This is a genomic window from Bradyrhizobium sp. (assembly GCF_049519115.1).
GTDB lineage: Bacteria > Pseudomonadota > Alphaproteobacteria > Rhizobiales > Xanthobacteraceae > Bradyrhizobium.
This window is the reverse complement of the sequence record NZ_JBEKRB010000008.1, coordinates 213,327-228,375: the sequence shown is the minus strand read 5'-3', so window position 1 is coordinate 228,375 and position 15,049 is coordinate 213,327. Positions and strand designations below refer to the sequence as shown.

The window sequence follows — 15,049 nt, the reverse complement described above, 5'->3', positions numbered from 1 at the left end:
CACTGAAACCCTCTCCCCTTGTGGGAGAGGTTGGCGAAATCGAGCAAAGCGAGATTGAGCCGGGTGAGGGAAAAGGTTCGTCAGGACCCCTCACCCGCTTCGCGGCTACGCCGCTTCAGTACCCTCTCCCACAAGGGGAGAGGGTAAGAATACAAATCAAGCAGCCTTCGAAAGTTGCGCCTTGGTTTCGGCAAACGCCCAGTCGATCCACTGGGTCAACAGCGCAACGTCGCTCGCCTCGACCGTGGCACCGCACCAGATGCGCAAACCCGCCGGCGCATCGCGGTGGCCCGCGAAGTCGTAACCGGCGCCTTCCTTCTCGACCAGGCCGACCATCTTCTTGATGAAGTCGATCTGCGCGTCCGAGGTCAGCGAGGCGATCGCGGGATCGGTCACCTTCATGCACACCGAGGTATTGGAGCGGATCGCCGGCGTCCCTGCGAGAAAATCGATCCAGGGCGTTTTGGCCTGCCAATCGGCGAGCACCTTGAGGTTCTTGTCCGCACGCGCCATTAGCGCCTTGAGACCGCCGACCGACTTGGCCCAGTTCAACGCGTCGAGATAATCCTCGACGCAGAGCATCGATGGCGTGTTGATGGTCTCGCCGACAAAGATGCCTTCGTTGAGCTTGCCGCCCTTGGTCATGCGGAAGATCTTCGGCAACGGCCAGGCCGGCTTGTAGGTCTCGAGCCGTTCGACCGCGCGCGGCGAAAGCACCAGCATGCCGTGGCCGGCCTCGCCGCCCAGCGCCTTCTGCCACGAGAAGGTCACGACATCGAGCTTCGGCCAATCCAAAGGCTGCGCAAACGCTGCCGACGTGGCGTCGCAGATCGCAAGGCCTTCGCGCTTCGCGCTGATCCAGTCGGCGTTCGGAACGCGCACGCCGGATGTCGTGCCGTTCCAGGTGAAGACGATATCGGACGCCGGATCGACCTTGGAGAGATCGGGAATCTCGCCGTAGGTCGCGGCGAGCTTGGTCACGTCCTTGAGCTTCAGTTGATTGAGGATGTCGCCGGTCCAGGTTTCGCCGAACGATTCCCAGGAGATCGCCGTGACGGGCCGCGCACCGAGCAGCGACCACAGCGCCATTTCGACCGCGCCGGTGTCGGAGGCCGGAACGATACCGATCCGGTAATCGGCGGGCACTTCAAGCACTTCGCGCGTCAGATCGATGGCGCGTTTGAGCTTTTCCTTGCCGATTTTCGCGCGATGCGAACGGCCAAGGGCTGCGTCCTTGAGATTTTGCGGGGTCCAGCCGGGGCGCTTGGCGCAAGGGCCGGAAGAAAAGTGCGGCACGTGAGGCCGCGAAGCGGGCTTCGCTGCAGTCATGATCTACCCTTCCAGATAGCGAGCCTCCCGTTGGGGGGAGGTGTCCCGCCGTCGTGAATAAGGGAATCATCCTGAATCGTCAAGAAACTTCGTTTCGCTCCACCTCCACCTCCGAGGGACCGGCATCGGATTCCGGCTGTGGCTGTGCATTCAGCAGTTCGGCGGCGTCCGTCACGAGTTGCACCGCGCGGCGGCGGCTTCCGACTTTCAGGATATTCTTGTCATCGGCGCGCACGACATAGTCATCGCCGATCCGGACGATCGAATAGCTCTTCATGTGGCATCACCAAAGTTGTCCGCGCCGGACAGACGCCAAGGTGTCACGGATCGTTCCGCCGAAGAATTTCCGATGGTCTGATTAGTTTATCGTGCGTTAATGAGAACGAAGGGCGGCACTCATTTTCGCAATGTTCGCAAGCGCCGCTTCATCGAGCGGTCGAAACTGCGGCAAAACCAAAGCGCGAATCCGGCGCCCGCATCAGCGCGAGGCAGGGAGCCTCAAGGATTTTTCGGCCTCGCCGATCCAGCGCCGCACCGAGGCATAGCCGTCCAGGCGAAAGCCGCCTTCGTGCGCGACCCGCGTATAGGCCAACAGCGCGATATCGGCGAGCGTCAGCGCGTCACCGACGAAAAACCGGCGCGCCGCAAGTTCATGCTCCATTCGCGCCAAAGCCGCATAGCCGCGTTTGACCTTCTCGGGATCGAGATCGGAAGCCGGCCGGCCGAGATAGACGATCTGGAAACGGCAGTTGGCAATATAAGGTTCGTGGCTGAACTGTTCCCAGAACAGCCATTCGTCCATCTTGGCAGCAGCAAAAGCATCGGACGGAATGAGATCGCTGGCGCGGGCGAGGTAGCGAATGATGGCGTTGGACTGGGCCAGCGTACGGCCATCCTCGAAGTCGGCGACGGGCACCTGGCCGGCGCTGTTGAGTTTGAGGAATTGCGGCGTTCGACTTTCTTGCTTGATGATGTCGACCGGCATCCAGGTGTAGGGCAGACCCAGGCGGTCGCAGACCCATTTCACCTTGAGGCAATTGCCCGAATTAGTGTCGCCGTAAATCTTCATGATCCGCCGCCTTCGCCGAGAGAGCGACAGAGCAGCAGGCGCGATCCATGATGTCAATCATGGTCGATCGGCTCCGGCGGCCGATCAGAACTTGTAGCCGAGACCGGCGCGCACCGTGTTCATGTTGACCTCGATCAGGTCGACGAAGCGGACATATTCCCACTCGGCGCGCATGAACAGACCACCGACCAGCTTGATATCGACGCCAAGGCCAGCCGTGTAACCGTAGATCAGGTGGTTATGGAGCGTGTTATCGGCGTGTATCGAATAGCAGACCGTCGGCGGCGTCGGACCAGAACATGATGACGCTGCGTTTGCAAAGGTCGGTCCGTATTGGTCGTGGACCGTGACCGACTGCGATATATCGGCGTTGCCAAGCGCAAGTCCAGCGAACACGTATGGCAGGAAGACTCCATAGGCATAGGCCGCGCGCGCGCGGAATGTCGCCATATCTGAAATCGCGATCGAATCCGTGGAAGTGACCGAAACGTTGTGATAGAAAGTATCAGACAACGGTCCGCCGATGAGAGGCCCCGCGGTGGCCGTCGTTGCCCCGCCGAACGAGCCGTGCAGATAGGACATTTCGAGGCCGGCGACAACGTCGTCCCATTGCCAGTTATATCCTGTGAAGGCTCCATATCCCGACGAGCGCGCAGAGACGCCTCCGAGTTGAAGATTCCACTGCCCAACCCCCATTTGCTGAATGACGTTATTGGCAATCAGGGTGTTCAGCATGCTGGTGTTCGAGCCACTGAAGTGCTCGTCGGAAGATCCGTAGCCGTACTGGCCGCCGACAAAAAAGCCCTGCCAGTTGCTGGGCACGGTCGGTTCACCTACCGAGCCACGCAGGAAGTCGGGCATATCGGCGGCGTGCGCACTCGCCGAGATCGCGAACATCGCTACCGCCAACAGGACTCTACGCATCGACCACTCCCATCCACACTTTCGAACCTGGCGTGATCATCGCTCGTTAACCTTAATCAATCGTTTTCAGGCGCGCTTCATTGGCAAGATCTTGTCCGAAAACCGGCATCCGCTTTTCGGAAGATCGCGTTGCGCAAAACAAAACGGCGCGGGGACATCCCGCGCCGTTAACAAGAGTTGACTTAGGACTTGTTCGATCAGCCCTTGGTGACAAGCGGTGGCGGCATGTAGGCCGGCGGGCTTTCGAGATTCCAGCGCACGCCGAGCTTCACGTCCTGCGAGGTGATGTTGTGGAACTGGAAGACATGTCCGCCTGCCGAGTGATCGAAGGCGCTGTCCACCCCGGTCGTGCCATTGCCGAGATCGACATAGCTGTAGCCGAGTTCGACCGTCATGTTCGGATTGACCTTGTAGGCCAGACCCGCATGCAGGGCCCAGGCGAAGTTCCACTGCGAACCGGTTGCAGCCGACACCAGGCTCGGGCCGACACCACCACCGCCGAGCGAACCCACGCCCTGATCGGTGAAGTTCGCAATCGTCACCCGCGCGGTACCGATGCCGGCGCCGATATAGGGCGTGATGCAATACCAGGTGCCGAGATCGGCATAGGCGTTGGCGAGGAACAGCCATTCGGACTTCTGAGCGTTGTAAACATCCGAGCCGAAGCCCGTGGCTCCGCCGTTCGGGAAGCTGATCAGGTCGAGACCGTGGAAGTTGGTATTGCCGCGATACTCGCCGGTCACGTCGACGCGGAACCAGTGATTGAACTGATAACCGGCGCCGATCTGGTAGATGCCGCCGGTGTCAAATCCAGTTTTTTCCTGGAAAGACGTCAGGTTGGCGTAGAGCGCAGGATTGGTGTTGCGAACGTTGTCGACGCGCTGGTTGCTGAATCCAATGTCGCCGCGCAGATACCAACCGCCGAAATCGGCCGGCGGTGGAGCGTAACCCATCGGCGGGGGCGCAATCGCCATGTCCGCGGCGCAAGCCATCGATGACAACAAGGATGCCGCTCCGGCGACAATAAAAAACTTCACGCTACGCATCGGTCTCGTCCCTTTGGCCGGTGAGGCAAACGGCCTCACATCTAAAACTCACGTCCGGGACGATGGCACCAAATGTTTAAGCGCCGCTTAACCCTAATTTTTAAGGTTGATATTTCGCGAACGAAGCTATCGCTGTAAATTTCACTCGGGCAAAAAAGCGAGCGCCGTCACAAGTGCTAACGAGGTGTGAATGAGAAATGGCGAGTGGCGAAGAGCAAGCAGCGAATAGACGGTCGCTTGATATTCGCTATCTCACTGCGTGTTGCGGCATCTTCGGCAGGAACACCGCGAGCAATCCGATCGCCGGCAGAAACGAACAGATCTGATACACGAAAGCGATTCCGGTGTGGTCGGCGAGTTTGCCGAGAACCGCAGCACCCAGGCCGCCGATGCCGAACGCAACGCCGAAGAACACGCCGGAGATCATGCCGAAGCGATGCGGCACCAATTCCTGCGCGAACACGATGATCGACGACGTCGTCGAGGAGATGATGAGGCCGATGAACACGGTCAGCACCGCGCTCATTCCAAGCCCGACATAAGGCAACGCCAGCGTGAATGGCAGCGCACCGACAATCGAGAACCAGATGACGATCTTGCGGCCGAAGCGATCCCCTAATGGGCCGCCGAAGAACGCACCGGCCGCGTTCGCGGCAAGGAAGACGAAAAGATAAAGCTGCGCCGCCTGGGTCGAGACGCCGAAGCGCTCGATCAAATAGAAGATGTAGTAGCTCGAAAGGCTCGAGACGTAGAGCTGCTTGGAGAACAACAGCATCACCAGCACCGCGAGCGCGATCTGAACCCGGCGCGGAGACGGCGCGTCCGGATGGGCGACCATCGCATTCATTTTTTTGGCTTTGATCTGCGGCTTGTACCATTGGCCGATCCGCCACAGCACGACGATCGCAAGAAATGCGATCGAAGAGAACCAGGCGATTGACGGCTGGCCGAACGGAACGACGATCAGCGCCGCAAGCACCGGTCCCATCGAGGTGCCGAAACTGCCGCCGAGCTGGAACACCGATTGCGCAAAGCCGTAGCGGCCACCGGAGGCCAGCCGCGCGATACGCGCTGACTCCGGATGAAACACCGCAGAGCCAAGACCGATCAGCGCAGCTGCGATCAGAATGACTGAATATTGATGGGCGATACTGAGCAGCAGCAGACCGAAGAAAGTCGAGGACATGCCGATCGCCAGCGAGAACGGCTGCGCTTTCTTGTCGGTGAAATGTCCGACCAGCGGCTGCAACAAGGACGCCGTGAACTGGAACGCCAGCGTGATCAATCCGATTTGCGCAAAATCTAGCGCATAATTGTCCTTCAGGATCGGATACACCGATGCGATCAGCGACTGCATCGTGTCGTTGAGGAAGTGCGAGAAGCTGATGCCGATGAGCACGATATAGGCCGGCCCGGCCACGGCTGCCTTCAGCGACGCGGGCTCGACAACGACCGGCTCGGTCAAGGTTTCATCGGAGACGATAACAGGCTTGTTCACGGAATCATTCCCGGCGGCATGCAATGCGCATCTCCTACGCCGAGGGTGTCCTTGCGACCACCGTCATTAGAAAATGGCTGCGATGCGTGTGCCGCGCCGCATCAGGCCGCGGCCTGGCCGAGCGCTGAAACGATATGGTCGACGACTTCCTCGACCAGCAGCCGATCGTCGCCCTCGCCCATCACGCGGATCACGGGCTCGGTTCCGGACGAGCGCACCAGCAGACGGCCGTGGCCGTTGAGTCGTTTCTCGCCGGCAACAATCGCCGATTTGACGTCGGCATTGTCGAGCGGCTTGCCGGAACGGTAGCGCACGTTCTTGAGGATCTGCGGCAGCGGATCGAAGCGGCGGCAGACTTCGGATACCGGGCGACGAAGTTTCTGCACGACCGCGAGCACCTGAAGTGCGGCGACGAAGCCGTCGCCGGTGGTGGCATAGTCCGACAGGATAATGTGGCCGGAGGGTTCGCCGCCGAGATTGTAGCCGCCGGCGAGCATTCGCTCGAGCACGTAGCGGTCGCCGACGGGGGTACGAATGAGCTCAACGCCGATATCCTTGAGGAAGCGTTCGAGGCCGAGATTCGACATCACGGTGGCGACGATGCCGGGCTTCGCCAGGCGGCCGTCGTCTTTCCAGCTTTGCGCAATCACGGCCAACAGCTGATCGCCATCGACCAGATGCCCGCGCTCGTCGACTAGGATCACGCGATCGGCGTCGCCATCGAGTGCAATGCCGATGTCGGCACGCAACTCGCGCACCTTGCGGCTCAAGGCTTCGGGCGCCGTCGAGCCGCACTCCTTGTTGATGTTGAAGCCGTCGGGATCGACCCCGATGGAAATGACGTCGGCGCCGAGCTCCCACAGCGCTTCCGGCACGACCTTGTAGGCGGCGCCGTTGGCGCAATCGACCACGACACGCAGGCCCTCGAGGCTGAGTTCGCGCGGCAGCGTGCGCTTGGCGAATTCGATGTAACGGTCATGCACGCCGTCGATCCGGCGGGCGCGCCCGAGGCTTGCGCTTTGCGCCAGCCGGCGGTCGAGCGATTCATCGAGCAACTGCTCGATCTGCTTTTCGACGTCGTCGGACAGCTTGAAGCCTTGCGGGCCGAACAGCTTGATGCCGTTGTCCTCGAACAGATTGTGGGAGGCCGATATCATCACGCCGAGATCGGCGCGCATCGACTTGGTCAGCATCGCGACCGCCGGCGTCGGCATCGGGCCGAGCAGCAGCACGTCCATGCCCACCGAGGTGAAGCCCGCCACCATGGCCGTTTCGATCATGTAGCCGGACAGGCGGGTATCCTTGCCGATGACGACGCGATGGCGGTGATCGCCGCGCTGAAACACCAGCCCGGCCGCCTGCCCTACTTTCAGTGCCAGTTCAGGCGTGATCAGGCCATTGGCGAGGCCCCGAATCCCGTCCGTTCCGAAATATTTGCGGCTCATAGTACCCCCTGCCCGCATCTCCAAGGCCATTGCCGAGATGCCGGGCGTCTGCCCATGCTAACGTTGCGGCGGTTATAATGCCTTCGCCGCTAAAATGACTTCAAAAAATATGATGAATCATTTCCGGACAGGCTTCCCGGAACGTAACTTAAGCCATTGATAACATGTAAATTATTTCACGACCCATCGGCTGGCGGAGGCTTTTCAGCCCTTGCGCTTGACGTACCCGTCCTCTTTTGACGGGGCCGGCTGGGTGACGCTGACGGGATCGGAGCCTGGAAACGTCTCTTCCAACCCCTCCTCCAGCGCTTCTTCGAGCCCCTCCTCGCGCGGCTGATTTGCAGGCTTTTTGCCGTGGGAGGACTTTGCGGGCGGGCGGCTCATGGGGATGTCCTCCTGCTTGGTCGTCAAGTGACGTTGCACTCGCTGATGTTGCACTGGCGCCTGCCATGCTAGATGACGGTCAACGAGCCAATTACAAGTGCGGAAACGTCCATGAAACACATTACCTGCATCGAGGATCTACGGCAGCGCCATATGCGGAAGGTGCCGAAGGCATTTTTCGACTACTGCGACCGCGGCTCCTATGCCGAGGAAACATTGCGCGCCAACCGGGAAGATTTGCAGGCGATCAAATTGCGCCAGCGCATCCTCGTCGACGTGTCGAAGCGCGATACCTCGACCACCATTCTGGGCGAACCGGCGGCACTGCCGCTGATCCTGGCGCCGGTCGGTCTGACCGGCATGCAATACAGCGACGGCGAAATTCATGCCTGCCGCGCCGCGCAAGCCGCCGGCATTCCCTATACACTGAGCACGATGTCGATCTGCTCGATCGAAGACGTTGCCGCCAATGTCGACAAACCATTTTGGTTTCAGCTCTACGTCATGAAGGACCGTGGCTTCATCAAGTCGCTGATCGAGCGCGCCATCGCCGCCAAGTGCAGCGCGCTGGTGCTCACCGTCGATCTGCAGGTGATCGGACAGCGGCATGCCGATATCAAGAACGGCATGACCGTGCCGCCGGAATGGTCGCTGTCGAAAGTGTTCGATTTCGCCACCAAACCCGCCTGGGTCGCCGGCGTGCTGCGCGGCAAGCGTCGCACCTTCGGCAATCTCGCCGGTCACCTGAAAGGCGCCGACGATGTTGTTGCCCTCGGCCAATGGATCGCGACGCAGTTCGACACCACGCTGAACTGGAAGGACGTCGAGTGGATCCGCTCGATCTGGCCCGGCAAGCTGGTGCTGAAAGGCATTCTCGACGTCGAGGATGCCAATGAAGCGGTCAAGACCGGCGCGCAGGCGCTTGTCGTGTCCAACCATGGCGGCCGTCAGCTCGACGGCGCGCCGTCGTCGATCGCCGCACTGCCGGAAATCGTCGATTCAATCGGCGACAAAATGGAAGTGATGTTCGACGGCGGCATCCGCTCCGGCCAGGACGTGGTGCGGGCGCTCGCGCATGGCGCCAAGTCCTGCATGATCGGCCGCGCTTACGTGCACGGCCTCGGCGCCTATGGCGAAGCCGGCGTCACCAAGGCGATCGACATCATCCGCAACGAGATGCTGACCACCATGGGGCTGTGTGGCGTCAACACTATCGCCGAAATCGACGACCACGTGCTGGCGGTTTAGTCTTAAGAACACGAGAACACAGCGGCCCGACAGGTCCACCTCTCCCATGGGGAGAGGTCGGATCGCTCCTGGCGATGCGATAGAATCGTCCAGTGCGATCCGGGTGAGGGGGTTCGGTCTTGAGCAAGGGTTTAGGGCCGTTCAAAGCTAGAGCGAGGCAGTCGCGTGCTGCGCAAAGCAATGCTGAAGCGCGGCTATGGCAGGCGCTGAGAGGACGCCGGCTCGCCCGTTATAAATTTCGCCGCCAGCATCCGGTCGATCGATACATCGTCGATTTCGTCGCCCTTGACTCCAAACTGATTATTGAAGTCGATGGCGCGACACATAGTACGGATGCCGAGCTTGAGCATGACTCCCAGCGTACCCGCGTTCTGGAGTCGTTCGGCTTCCACGTAGTTGAGGGTCAACAATCTCGATATCTACAACAATCTCGAGGGCGTGTTGGAAATGATCTGCAACACCTTGGGGATCAGTGAGAGCGTAACCCCTCACCCGCCGCGCTAACGCGCGTCGACCTCTCCCAATGGGAGAGGTGAAAAAACCGGCCGTCATTCCGGGGCAGCCCGCAGGGCTGAACCCGGAATCCATTTCTCCCAGCACCTCGGCGGCGCCGGATCCCGGTTCGCACTTCATGCACGCCGGGATGACCGCTTCGCGGTCACATCGGCGGCGCGATGCCGTCGCGGCCGACGCCGATGCGGTTGGTCTCGAGCGAGCCGTCGTCCTTCTTCACCGCACCGAAGATGATGATCTTGGCGCCCGGTTTGATCTCGGGCTTTGCGCCTGTGACGAAAGCAACAATCGCCGTGTCTGGTGTCACCACGACCTTCTTCTCGCCGTCCTTGTACTTAACGTCGATGACCTGGCCATCGACGCCGGCGACAGTCTGGGCGACGGTGGCGTTGGTCATCGTGGAGTTCGGACGCAGATCCCACGCCCTGAATCCTTCGGCCGCGCCGCGCATGGCTTCCGGGAAAATATGGATCGCCAGCGCTTTCTGGCTGCCATCGGGTTGCGGCATGCCGGACACGCCGATGTAGCTGCTTTCCTTGATGTCCGAGAGCGACGCCTTGGCGACGCCGATGACCGTGATATCGTCGGTCATATTCACCTTTACATCGGTACCCTCGCGGGTCTTGATGCTCATGGTCTTGCCATCGACGCTTTCGATGGTGCCGCGGATGCGGGTGGGCGTCGGCGACTGCTGCGCCCAGGCGCTGGATGCGAGCACGGACACGACGGCCAGCGAAGCTGCGAGCGAACGCGGCAGCCACGAAGAAATTTTCGGCATGGTTTATCCCTCAACGGTTTAGGTCGAACTGCGAGTCTCAAGACGATACCCCGCAGGCGCGAGGTTATTCCGGCTCAAGCGGGGGACTATGTTCCCCATCACCAATTACGCGTGGCGCGGGCGAAACGTTACATCGGCGGGGTCAACCCGTCGCGACCGACGCTGATGCGGTTGGTCTCATACGACCCGTCCGGCAGCTGCTTGATGAAGGCGATGATCTTGGCGCCAGCCTTGAGGTCGGCTTTTTCGCCGGGAACATAGGTCACGACGGGGGTGTCGGGGCCGACCGTGACTTTCTTCTCGCCGTCCTTGTATTTGACCATCAAGGTCTGGCCGTCATTGCCGGCGACTTGCTCTGCCACCGTCGCATTGGTCATGGTCGAGTTCGGCTTCAGATCATAGGGACGCGATCCCTCGCCGGTGCCGCGCATGTCCTCGGGGAAGACATGAACCTCGACCGCGTTCTGCCGGCCGTCCGTGCCGGGCACCGTGGTCGTGCCGATGAACGAGCCGAGCTTGATGTCGGCGAGCGAAATCTTGATGATTCCGACGACCTTCGCATCGGAAGTCAGGCGCAGCTTGACGTCCTCACCGCTGCGCGATTTGACCACGATCAGATCGCCGTCGACGCTTTCGATGGTGCCGCGCACCCGCGTTGGGGTCGGCGGCTGTTGTGCGATCGCGCCAAGGACAGAAGCAGCCACCATCGCCGCGGCGATCAGCGGACGGGCAAACGTCGAACGAACCATGGACATATCAGCACCTCCTCGTGCGGCGAATTTGAAGTTCCTATCGATTTCGCCGCGGGTTCGTCATAAGAACTTCAAATTCAAGGCCGCACTAGATCAATAAGCTAGCTAGTGTCCTTTCGATTCCGAAGTTCGAAACGTGGCTCCGCGAAAGATATGAACTTCGCAACCGGGACACTAGCGCCAGGCCACCTTAGCGATGGATGCCCTCGGTTCCATAATACAAACGGTCACAACCGCGCGATCAGAAGCTTGGCCGCCCGTTTCGGGCCGCTCACGCCCCCCGGAGATCGGCCTCGGCCAAAGCCCGCAGCTCCGGCGTCACCTGCGGCCTCTGGCCGAACCACAATTCAAAGCCGCGCACCGCCTGATGCAGGAGCATGCCGAGCCCGTCGGCCGTCTTTAATCCGCGTTCCCGCGCGGATTTCAAGAGCGCTGTTTCGAGCGGGACATAAACCAGGTCGGCCACGATCGCGTTGGAGGGAAGTAGCCCAACATCGAGTTCAAGCGGCGGCTGGCCGCGCATGCCGAGCGACGTGGTGTTGACCAGAAGGCCCGCCCGCGGCAGCACCTCGTTGATCGTGTCCCACGCGATCGCCTGCACGGAGTTTCCGAATTGATCGGCCAAGGCGCGCGCACGTTCCATGGTGCGGTTCGCCAGATGCACGCGCTGGATACCGCGTTCAATCAGGCCGAACATGACCGCGCGCGACGAGCCACCTGCGCCGAGCACGAGCGCGTCGCCGGTCGCATCCCAGCCTTTTGCGGATACATCGAGATTGTCGACAAAACCTTCGATGTCGGTGTTGGTCGAGCGCAGCTCGTCGCCGTCATACCACAGCGTATTGGCGGCGCCGACGGCGCGCGCCCGCGCATCCGGCACGCTCAGCGCCAGCGCGCGTTCCTTGTGCGGAAGGGTGACGTTGGCGCCGACAAAACCGTGGCCCGACAGATGCTGGACGAATTCCGCAAAGCCTTCCGGCGGTATCGCCTCGATCGTGTAGCCGCCTTCGATGCCCAGCGTCCGCAACCAGTGATGATGAATCAGCGGCGAACGCGAATGCGCCGCCGGCCATCCGATCAGACACGCAGCGCGAGGTTTGGTCATGGATGCCATCATCGTTTATTCACATCGGGCAAGCCGTCCGGGCTGTCAATGCTAGAGGTGGACCGTCGCCGCAACGATCCCACTCAGAGCCAGCGCCGCGCCGGCCGCGAACCAGATCGCGGCGAGATTGATCCAGTGATAGGCCAACGCACCGCACACAGCGCCCGCCACCAGCGCCGCCCACAGCAACAGATTTGGCAGCCAACCCCAGCGCGCGCCGCCGGTCAGCGCCGCCGCCACAAGCTGACCGACCTTCACCAGCGCACCGGTGATGTAGGTGAGGCCAAGGCCAGCGCCGCCATCGATCTGGAACACTGCATTCTCCAGTCCCATCGCCAATACTATCGCGGCGACCGCGGCATTCGACAGGCCAGACGCATAACAAAGCGCGGCCAGCGCCAATAGCAACGCCTCCACCAGCAGCACCCATGGCTGGCGATTGGCGCCCCGGCCGAGCACGATCAGGCTGCCGCAGGCCGCGCCGGTCACGAACAACAAAATCAAGCCGATCGCTTCCGCCGCGTTCCACCAATGCCCCTGCGCCAGGCTGACGCCCAGCCGTGTCGAGTTGCCGCTCATGAAGGAGACGAACAACCCGCCGAGATGCAGGAAGCCGATGCCGTCGACATATCCGGCCATCGCACTCAGCGCACAAGCGAGCGCGAGATTGCGGCGTGACTTGAGAATCATGAGACCCGTCGCCATGACGGGTCGCAGTTTTCACGAAAACGGGCCGGTTTGAAAGGCGTGACCGCCGCCGAAACGCGTACGGCGCGGATGTGACGCGTCAGCTCTCGGTGAGCCCATCCGGCTCGTCGGCTGGGGTCTCGCGCGCGCCTTTGATGTCTGCTACGGCGCGTGCGATGGTTTCGCGGTATTTTGCGCGCGGCGGACTCACCCCATGGGTCAGCAGTACGCGGCGCACCGTGGGCGACGCGCCGGTGATAAAGAGGCGGATGCCCTGGCGGCTGGCCTTGGCCGCGACCCTGCTCATTGCGTTGGCCGCGGTGGAATCCAGAAACGGCACCGCCGCGAAATCGACCACGAACGCCTTGCGGGTGTCGGCGATGCTATCGAGCACCGTGCCGACGGTTGACGCCGCGCCGAAGAAGAACGCTCCGGTAATGCGATACACCAGCACGTCCGGATCGACCGCGAGATGGGAATCGTAAGGCACGCGGTCACCATTGGCGAAATCCGCACGATCGGCCTGCACAAGAGGCGCGTCGGCCTCAACACCCGTCATCTCGGCCATGCGGTTGATGAAGAGCACTGCGCCGAGTGCGAAGCCGACCACGATTCCTTCGGTAAGATCGCGGAAGACCGTCAGCAGGAAGGTGGCGAGCAGCACCGTGGCATCGCCCCAGGAAGAGCGGATCAAAAGTGCGAATTCGTGCTTCTCCGCCATGTTCCAGGCCACGACCACCAAAACTGCCGCCAGTGCGGCGAGCGGGATGTAGCTCGCCAAGGGTGCCGCGATCAGCATGAACAGCAAGAGGAACACCGAATGCAGCATGCCCGAGACCGGGCCGCGCGCGCCGGCGCGGACATTGGTCGCCGTCCGCGCGATGGTGCCGGTGACGCACATACCGCCGAACAGCGCCGAGCCGATATTGGCAAACCCCTGCGCCACCAGTTCGCAATTCGAACGATGCCTGCGGCCGGTCATACCGTCGGCCACCACCGCCGACAGCAGGGACTCGATGGCGCCGAGCAGAGCGAAGGCAATGGCATCCGGGAAAACCGCCTGCATCTTCGCCAACGAGAACGAAGGCCATGCCGGCGAAGGCAATTGCCGGGGAATGCCGCCGAAGCGGGTGCCGATGGTTTCCACCGGCAGCGACAGCGCCCAGGTCGCGAGCGCGGCAACCACCACCGCAATCAGAATGCCGGGCCAGTGGGGCCGAAGCGCGCGCAAGGCGACGATGATGGCAATGCTGACGGTGGCGATCGCAATCGCCGAATGGTTGGCGGTCGGAAGTGCACCCGCCAGCGCTTCCAGCCTCGGGATGAATTCACCCGGCTCCTTTCCCGCAAGTGTGATGCCAAACAGATCCTTGAGCTGGCTTGTGAAGATGATGACGGCGATCCCGGCGGTGAAACCCACCGTCACCGGATAGGGAATGAATTTGATGTAGGTGCCGAGCCGCAATAAACCCGCCGCGATCAGAAATACCCCGGCCATGGAGGTGGCGAGGATTACGCCGTCGACGCCGTGGCGTTCGGCGGTCAACGACACCAGCACGATGAACGCTCCGGCGGGTCCGCCGATCTGGAACCGGCTGCCGCCCAAGAGCGAAACGATGAAGCCGCCAACCACGGCGGTATAGAGCCCGCGATCGGGGGTCACGCCCGATGCGATCGCGATCGCCATCGACAGCGGAAGGGCGACGATCGCCACCGTCAGGCCGGAGGTCACGTCGGCGCGAAGGTCCGCAAGGCCGTACCCTTCGCGCAGGACCGTGACCAGTTTCGGTACATAAAGTTCGGCGAAGGTCGGTTGATGCGTTTGGCGCACCCGCTCATGTGCAGTGCTCATTCCCCTCACTGCTCCTGTTCGGTTGCGAAATCGCCATCGCGATGCCAGGTCACTCGTCACATTCGACGTGGCGGACCCGGCTCCTTCAATCGCACACCGCGTCCACCATCCTCGCTGCGTGCATGTTCACCGATCAGTTCGACACCGGCACGATTGAGCGCATCGACGACCCTGGTCAGGGATTCGACGACGCCGCGGACATTGCCGACGCTCGCTTCCATCCGCTGGATGGTCGGCAGCGAAACGCCGGCGAGTTCCGCGAGCGCCCGCTGGTCGATACCCAGCAAAGCCCGCGCCGCTCTCATCTGGAAGGACGTGATCACCGGGTCATTCCATATTTTAAAATGATAAATGATATCTAATACGCTTACAATGATGTAAAAAACATCATCTTGCAAGGCCTTTCACTCGAACGCCGC

16 protein-coding genes are annotated in these 15,049 nt (G+C 61.5%); 2 read left to right on the top strand and 14 right to left on the bottom strand.

Annotated features, from left to right (window positions below; all coding sequences use genetic code 11):
- Positions 1-156: 156 nt before the first annotated feature.
- The 8 genes from ABSE61_RS09465 to ABSE61_RS09430 form a co-directional block, all read right to left on the bottom strand.
- Complete coding sequence (locus ABSE61_RS09465) at positions 157-1,329, bottom strand: phosphoserine transaminase (RefSeq protein ID WP_423870811.1); 1,173 nt, start codon at positions 1,327-1,329, stop codon at positions 157-159.
- 79 nt (positions 1,330-1,408) lie between these two features.
- The gene (locus ABSE61_RS09460) at positions 1,409-1,606 is read right to left on the bottom strand and encodes a hypothetical protein (protein WP_423870810.1); all 198 of its coding nucleotides are present in this window, start codon (positions 1,604-1,606) and stop codon (positions 1,409-1,411) included.
- Between the two features lie 201 nt (positions 1,607-1,807).
- Entirely contained in the window at positions 1,808-2,398 is a 591-nt protein-coding gene (locus tag ABSE61_RS09455) for a glutathione S-transferase family protein (RefSeq protein ID WP_423870809.1), read from the bottom strand.
- Between the two features lie 84 nt (positions 2,399-2,482).
- Entirely contained in the window at positions 2,483-3,322 is an 840-nt protein-coding gene (locus ABSE61_RS09450) for an outer membrane protein (RefSeq protein WP_423870808.1), read from the bottom strand.
- A 197-nt stretch (positions 3,323-3,519) separates the two neighbouring features.
- On the bottom strand, positions 3,520-4,368 hold the full coding sequence (locus ABSE61_RS09445) for an outer membrane protein (protein WP_423870807.1): 849 nt from the start codon (positions 4,366-4,368) through the stop codon (positions 3,520-3,522).
- 247 nt (positions 4,369-4,615) lie between these two features.
- Positions 4,616-5,866 carry an MFS transporter gene (locus ABSE61_RS09440; RefSeq protein WP_423870806.1) on the bottom strand — a complete coding sequence of 417 codons (1,251 nt, stop codon included), beginning with the start codon at positions 5,864-5,866 and terminating at the stop codon, positions 4,616-4,618.
- A gap of 101 nt (positions 5,867-5,967) precedes the next feature.
- Entirely contained in the window at positions 5,968-7,311 is a 1,344-nt protein-coding gene (gene glmM / locus ABSE61_RS09435) for a phosphoglucosamine mutase (RefSeq protein WP_423870805.1), read from the bottom strand.
- A gap of 204 nt (positions 7,312-7,515) precedes the next feature.
- Positions 7,516-7,695: a hypothetical protein gene (locus tag ABSE61_RS09430; protein ID WP_423870804.1), complete on the bottom strand. Its 180-nt coding sequence runs from the start codon at positions 7,693-7,695 to the stop codon at positions 7,516-7,518.
- A gap of 111 nt (positions 7,696-7,806) precedes the next feature.
- Between ABSE61_RS09430 and ABSE61_RS09425 the strand changes: the two genes are divergently transcribed.
- Both ABSE61_RS09425 and ABSE61_RS09420 read left to right on the top strand, forming a co-directional pair.
- Complete coding sequence (locus tag ABSE61_RS09425) at positions 7,807-8,943, top strand: alpha-hydroxy acid oxidase (protein ID WP_423870803.1); 1,137 nt, start codon at positions 7,807-7,809, stop codon at positions 8,941-8,943.
- 119 nt (positions 8,944-9,062) lie between these two features.
- Positions 9,063-9,419, top strand: a complete 357-nt coding sequence (locus tag ABSE61_RS09420) for an endonuclease domain-containing protein (protein WP_423870802.1) — start codon at positions 9,063-9,065, stop codon at positions 9,417-9,419.
- A gap of 182 nt (positions 9,420-9,601) precedes the next feature.
- Here ABSE61_RS09420 and ABSE61_RS09415 read toward each other — a convergent pair whose 3' ends face one another.
- The 6 genes from ABSE61_RS09415 to ABSE61_RS09390 form a co-directional block, all read right to left on the bottom strand.
- Positions 9,602-10,234 carry a hypothetical protein gene (locus ABSE61_RS09415; RefSeq protein ID WP_423870801.1) on the bottom strand — a complete coding sequence of 211 codons (633 nt, stop codon included), beginning with the start codon at positions 10,232-10,234 and terminating at the stop codon, positions 9,602-9,604.
- A 128-nt stretch (positions 10,235-10,362) separates the two neighbouring features.
- Positions 10,363-10,989 carry a hypothetical protein gene (locus tag ABSE61_RS09410; RefSeq protein ID WP_423870800.1) on the bottom strand — a complete coding sequence of 209 codons (627 nt, stop codon included), beginning with the start codon at positions 10,987-10,989 and terminating at the stop codon, positions 10,363-10,365.
- A 268-nt stretch (positions 10,990-11,257) separates the two neighbouring features.
- Positions 11,258-12,091 carry a shikimate dehydrogenase gene (locus ABSE61_RS09405; protein ID WP_423870799.1) on the bottom strand — a complete coding sequence of 278 codons (834 nt, stop codon included), beginning with the start codon at positions 12,089-12,091 and terminating at the stop codon, positions 11,258-11,260.
- A gap of 51 nt (positions 12,092-12,142) precedes the next feature.
- Positions 12,143-12,778, bottom strand: a complete 636-nt coding sequence (locus ABSE61_RS09400; protein WP_423870890.1) for a YoaK family protein — start codon at positions 12,776-12,778, stop codon at positions 12,143-12,145.
- Between the two features lie 100 nt (positions 12,779-12,878).
- The gene (locus tag ABSE61_RS09395; RefSeq protein ID WP_423870798.1) at positions 12,879-14,630 is read right to left on the bottom strand and encodes a SulP family inorganic anion transporter; all 1,752 of its coding nucleotides are present in this window, start codon (positions 14,628-14,630) and stop codon (positions 12,879-12,881) included.
- Positions 14,631-14,686: 56 nt separating this feature from the next.
- The gene (locus ABSE61_RS09390; RefSeq protein ID WP_423870889.1) at positions 14,687-14,953 is read right to left on the bottom strand and encodes a helix-turn-helix domain-containing protein; all 267 of its coding nucleotides are present in this window, start codon (positions 14,951-14,953) and stop codon (positions 14,687-14,689) included.
- Between the last annotated feature and the right edge of the window lie 96 nt (positions 14,954-15,049).

What these genes read in the sequence shown, in the direction of transcription:
- ABSE61_RS09465 (WP_423870811.1), bottom strand. Translation starts at nt 1,329, where the DNA reads ATGACTGCAGCGAAGCCCGCTTCGCGGCCTCACGTGCCGCACTTTTCT.
- ABSE61_RS09460 (WP_423870810.1), bottom strand. Translation starts at nt 1,606, where the DNA reads ATGAAGAGCTATTCGATCGTCCGGATCGGCGATGACTATGTCGTGCGC.
- ABSE61_RS09455 (WP_423870809.1), bottom strand. Translation starts at nt 2,398, where the DNA reads ATGAAGATTTACGGCGACACTAATTCGGGCAATTGCCTCAAGGTGAAA.
- ABSE61_RS09450 (WP_423870808.1), bottom strand. Translation starts at nt 3,322, where the DNA reads ATGCGTAGAGTCCTGTTGGCGGTAGCGATGTTCGCGATCTCGGCGAGT.
- ABSE61_RS09445 (WP_423870807.1), bottom strand. Translation starts at nt 4,368, where the DNA reads ATGCGTAGCGTGAAGTTTTTTATTGTCGCCGGAGCGGCATCCTTGTTG.
- glmM (WP_423870805.1), bottom strand. Translation starts at nt 7,311, where the DNA reads ATGAGCCGCAAATATTTCGGAACGGACGGGATTCGGGGCCTCGCCAAT.
- ABSE61_RS09430 (WP_423870804.1), bottom strand. Translation starts at nt 7,695, where the DNA reads ATGAGCCGCCCGCCCGCAAAGTCCTCCCACGGCAAAAAGCCTGCAAAT.
- ABSE61_RS09425 (WP_423870803.1), top strand. Translation starts at nt 7,807, where the DNA reads ATGAAACACATTACCTGCATCGAGGATCTACGGCAGCGCCATATGCGG.
- ABSE61_RS09415 (WP_423870801.1), bottom strand. Translation starts at nt 10,234, where the DNA reads ATGCCGAAAATTTCTTCGTGGCTGCCGCGTTCGCTCGCAGCTTCGCTG.
- ABSE61_RS09410 (WP_423870800.1), bottom strand. Translation starts at nt 10,989, where the DNA reads ATGTCCATGGTTCGTTCGACGTTTGCCCGTCCGCTGATCGCCGCGGCG.
- ABSE61_RS09405 (WP_423870799.1), bottom strand. Translation starts at nt 12,091, where the DNA reads ATGACCAAACCTCGCGCTGCGTGTCTGATCGGATGGCCGGCGGCGCAT.
- ABSE61_RS09395 (WP_423870798.1), bottom strand. Translation starts at nt 14,630, where the DNA reads ATGAGCACTGCACATGAGCGGGTGCGCCAAACGCATCAACCGACCTTC.